At 37.6% G+C, this 4607-nt stretch carries 4 protein-coding genes; all 4 read right to left on the bottom strand.

The window, feature by feature from the left end; genetic code table 11:
- A partial coding sequence (locus tag PSI15_RS17075; protein WP_273584571.1) for a hypothetical protein occupies nucleotides 1-699 on the bottom strand: 699 nt, incomplete at its 3' end.
- A 544-nt stretch (nucleotides 700-1243) separates the two neighbouring features.
- Entirely contained in the window at nucleotides 1244-3226 is a 1983-nt protein-coding gene (locus tag PSI15_RS17070; RefSeq protein WP_273584570.1) for a penicillin acylase family protein, read from the bottom strand.
- Nucleotides 3195-3719, bottom strand: a complete 525-nt coding sequence (locus tag PSI15_RS17065) for a penicillin acylase family protein (RefSeq protein WP_273584569.1) — start codon at nucleotides 3717-3719, stop codon at nucleotides 3195-3197. Before PSI15_RS17065 ends, PSI15_RS17070 begins: the two co-directional genes overlap by 32 nt.
- Nucleotides 3720-3949: 230 nt before the next feature.
- Nucleotides 3950-4607, bottom strand: a 658-nt coding sequence (locus PSI15_RS17060; RefSeq protein ID WP_273584568.1) for a thioesterase domain-containing protein, incomplete at its 5' end; no start/stop codon positions are given.

Raw genomic sequence — 4607 nt, 5'->3', positions numbered from 1 at the left:
ATGCGAATGAGGAAGAGACGTTAACATCTTTTCATTAATTTGCTCAGCAAACTGTAAATCCTCCCCCCATTTTCCTGAGAAAAACTGCTTATGTCCAAAAGGAATAGTTTTGGAAATCCCACTTACATCAGGATTATGAAAAATCATAACAATCTCATCTTTACTAGTATATAGAGCTGGCCAATGTCCTATATCAAGGGCAGGTAGAGGCATATGTGAGATTTTTGCCGTATTAAGCAAAATAATATTCTCAGTCAGAATAGTTAATAACTGTTTACTGTTTTCATACTTATCAGTAACAATAAAATTAAACTCATTTTTTTGGCAATATGATATTGTTATTTCTGGGCTTATACTGCAGTTTACCGGACAGGCTATTACTTTCATAGAAAGCAATGATATTGTATGAATAAATTGGGAAATACCTTCAGATGTGTAAATACAGACGGTATCTCTCGCTCTAACGCCCCGAGATTGATACCAAGAAACTACCTCCATAACTGCAAGTAACAGTGATTCATAGGTAAATATTTTATAATTTTTACCTGAAGGAGAAACCCATTCATCTTCAAGATAAAAAATAGGTTTGCTGATTTTTATACCACTATCTATAACTTTGAATAAAAAATTACCAACCCCTAAAGAATCATCATCATATAATTTTTGGTTTATTATCTTATTATGAATATAATTTTCCATATTAACTCTTATCTATTTCTTTCATGATGAGGAAATTTATTAATGCGGTTACTCAACAATCCCCAATTAACTAAAATGTTAAATACATCAAGGTAAGGTAGTTTTTTAGTTACCTCGATCACTGGAATTGTCAACCGGAACCACTTAAAACTTTGTCATATTGCAAGTTCTTAATTACCTAGCATTCGAACATTTCTCTTTATAGAATGTCGCATTTCAGGGCAATAGGTTACTAGAATCGTCTTCTGTGTTTCGGTAATAACATGATAGAAGTAATATATAATTTATCCGGCAAGTTATGATTAGACTGGATAATCTATTGTGAACGGCCTGATATCCGGCTCTATCACATCGTTATCAATACTTATTCACACGTCTTCAAGATAAATGAATAATTTCAGTTATTGCCTTAAGGTGTACCCGATAAATTTATCCTACGCATTTTTTATTTCATTAAATTATTTTAGGGAGCTTAGTCCGAATGATGCACTCTGAACAATCGCCAAATATCTCAACTTACTCACCGGACTAAGCATACTGATCACTATTCCTGTATCGTGCTACTAAAATAATTTGGGTCGGCTTTGATCTGCGATTCCGTAAATGGAATACGGTGCCATTGTTTGGTACTGTAGTTATATGTGTAATCGCTGTAGTAAGGCGAAGCCGGATCATCAGTCAGGGACGAAACTAATAAAACATAAGCCTCCACGCCATCATGTGGGAAGCTCACTACCTGCAAATAACTATTACTGGTTACATCCCCCCTATCCATTTCGTATAAATTATTTACATTACAACTAATAGTAAAATAGCCTATTTCATCACAGCCACCATACAATGGCACCTTGCTGCCACCACGCGTGAGATATAGATAGTCACCACGTTTAGCATTCAATGACAAACCACTATGTTGCAAATCTAACACCGTAGCACCTAAGGCTTGACTGAGTATTTCAGTGGCATTCGCTTGTAGTTCACGCGGAGTATTCAGTGGATCGGCTGAGTCAAAAGGCACGGTGAATAACTCCTGCGTTTCACGTTCTATCAATAATCGCATCCAAAAGCCATCCCATATATGAGCACCACGTGCATCGCTATTACCTGTGTTATCCCAAGCTCTCAATACAGTACAGGCTTCCGTCAAATTCACCTTACGCTCAGGTACAAACAACTCTCCTTTGAGTACATCCCGCTGTACACTGACTAGTGGGGTGATACAAACCTGCTCCAACACTTGTGTTTTAAAACGTTCAGCACTAAATACTCGGCTATTGAGCGCCATCTGACGTATCACTTCACTGCTGACATTACGCCCTGGGTAACCATCGTTGCCACTAAAACGCTCTTGCACCATCACATGCCCCATACGAGCACGTAAACTCAATTCCTCCTCACCGCTCGTACCAAAAATCGCAGGATAACCCGTTAGCGGTGCTTGAGGATTACTTAGCCAATAGCTATTGTTCATATTGGCAACATAATCTTTGCGCAACAAACTAGGCATTCGATTCGGGCCAATTGCACCTAGTTGTACTGAATCGGGATCATTTTGCCAATCACATGTACTGCGCGAGCCATCAAGAAAAGGAGTATTAGGTGGTAAATGCCCAGCCTTTATTAAAACCTTCCCCATTTCCGTAGCACACTGCGCCATTTGTGTGGACGATATATTAGGCACTGCCCCTATATCGGCATACCAAGCCTGTGAACTACCTCGTCCTACAGCAACAGTATTAACCCAAGGCATAGCCGCCTCTTCGCGTTGAATGGTAATAAATTCATCAAGTGATTTAGCTTCACTCCAACGCAACCAGTTACGCCAAAGACGGAAATTATCCCTGTTGATATTACGCAAAGCAAACGCCGTGTTTTCATTCCAAGCCAACATCGGGTTACTTACCATAGGTCCGTGTTTAGATTTGTACAGTGTACGCGTAACTGGTACAAGAGCTCCTGAGCTATCTCTAACTTGCACCGTTATAATATTTTCCTTCATTTTCAATATATTACCATCATACAGATAACTGAGAGGATCACCTTGCACCAATTGCAATTCAAAAAATCCAGCACGTTCTGCTGTCGAAACCGTATGACTCCAAGCTACATTGTCATTAAACCCGATTTGCACCACAGGTGAACCTAGAAATCCAGCACCACTTACATTAAGTACTCCTGGGATCGTCAGTTGTGCTAAGTAAAACCGATCTGGGCCCACCAAGTACCAATGTGGGTTACCAAGTAGCAATGGGCTATTCGTACCTGTAGCCATTGAACCAAAACCATATGCATTGCTGCCAATGCCTCTACTCGCTAAGCTACGAATTCGAGGAAATTCAGTAATCGAGCTTCGTGTCAGCGGTACTGTCTTAATAGCCTCAGCACCTAATACAGAAGGAGCTGCATTGGCAATAGACGGTAATAGGCTAATAGACAATTCCTCAGCTAAACCAACCGCATACATCCGACGATAAATATCTTGTGTACTAATTGTTTTAACCCAAGGTAGCGTTGCTACAAGCAGCATTATCCTTACCAGAATAAACTGCTGTTTTAAGTTCACGCACGTAACGATTGTAACCAGAAGCAAATCCTTCCACGAGTAATCTCATCCGTTTTGGTTGAGCTTGCTTCATACTCTCTATTGCATCATCAGATACAATATGGCGATGATAAAAGTCTGAATCCAAATTAGACGAGTTACCTGCAGTACTAATATAAACAGGTAATGCCTCACCACCAAAATATTCGGAACGCTCACCACGATAAGTCAAAAAAGAATCAGCCATTGTACAAAGATTATCTTGTGCCTGAGTATAACCATAACCATAACCATAACCTAGACTACCCCAATCATTAGCTTTAATATGCGGCATTCCCATACTAGTACGTCTAATTTCCACTTGATAAGATGACTTATCAGTTTTTATTATGGCATCATTTTCAGCATAAGCAGCCAATCCAATGAATAGCACTAATAGCGGTATAATTTTTATACTGCACGTGAATTTTAAAATCATGCAAATTTCCTTTCTAGAACCATTCATAAAAATGTTCAAAATAGTCAATTTTATACAAACCATATAGTTAATTAGACAATCCACATTAAAGTGTAACGTTGACTAGAAATAATAGAATAAGTAGGTGGTAGATAAGTCATAGAGCAAATATAACTATATCTACTCACCTTCTTCTAACCAGAATAAAACCTCTATTCCAGTATTATATTCTACTTTCTAGAACAACTTAATTAACTTGATAAATCTTTGGATTTAATAACTCTTAACATCTCATTTCCTAATTGACCAATATAAGGTTTTTTCATAATGGATGAATGAGTTCCTTTCAATGGAATAATCTGTAATAATCCATCAGATATCATATTTTCCCAACCTAAGCTAAAATCACTTCGATCATTTTCATCCTGTGCAGAAAACAAAGTAATCATAGTAGGTAATTTTGGCGAGCAATAATGATAACTTGCTACATCCATGTTGTGGCAAATTAAGATAAAATTTCTAAGAAAACTATACTCTGGTAAATTATTCACATCACAACTTTCCTTAACAAGCTGTAATACTGCGGCATAATCTTTACTTTTTACAAGATCAATCAATTTTTTCATGACAATACTTGGTATATCTAATATCGATAACAATTCAAGCAATTTAGCCATTTCATCAAAAACAAAGCCATTTGGCTTTTCATACTCAGGATAAAATTGTTTATAATCTCTATCTGTATCAATCAACCCTATAAAATCCACTTTTTTTCCAGCTGCTATTAACTGATAAGCTATTTCATAAGCAATTAGCCCACCAGATGACCAGCCAGCAATACGATATGGGCCTACAGGTTGAAGATGTAACATGCCTTCTATATAAGATTCCGCCAGATTCTGAATTGTT

The sequence above is a fragment of the Xenorhabdus sp. PR6a genome, assembly GCF_028599065.1.
Classification (GTDB): domain Bacteria; phylum Pseudomonadota; class Gammaproteobacteria; order Enterobacterales; family Enterobacteriaceae; genus Xenorhabdus; species Xenorhabdus doucetiae.
This window is presented reverse-complemented; position numbering and strand designations above follow the sequence as displayed.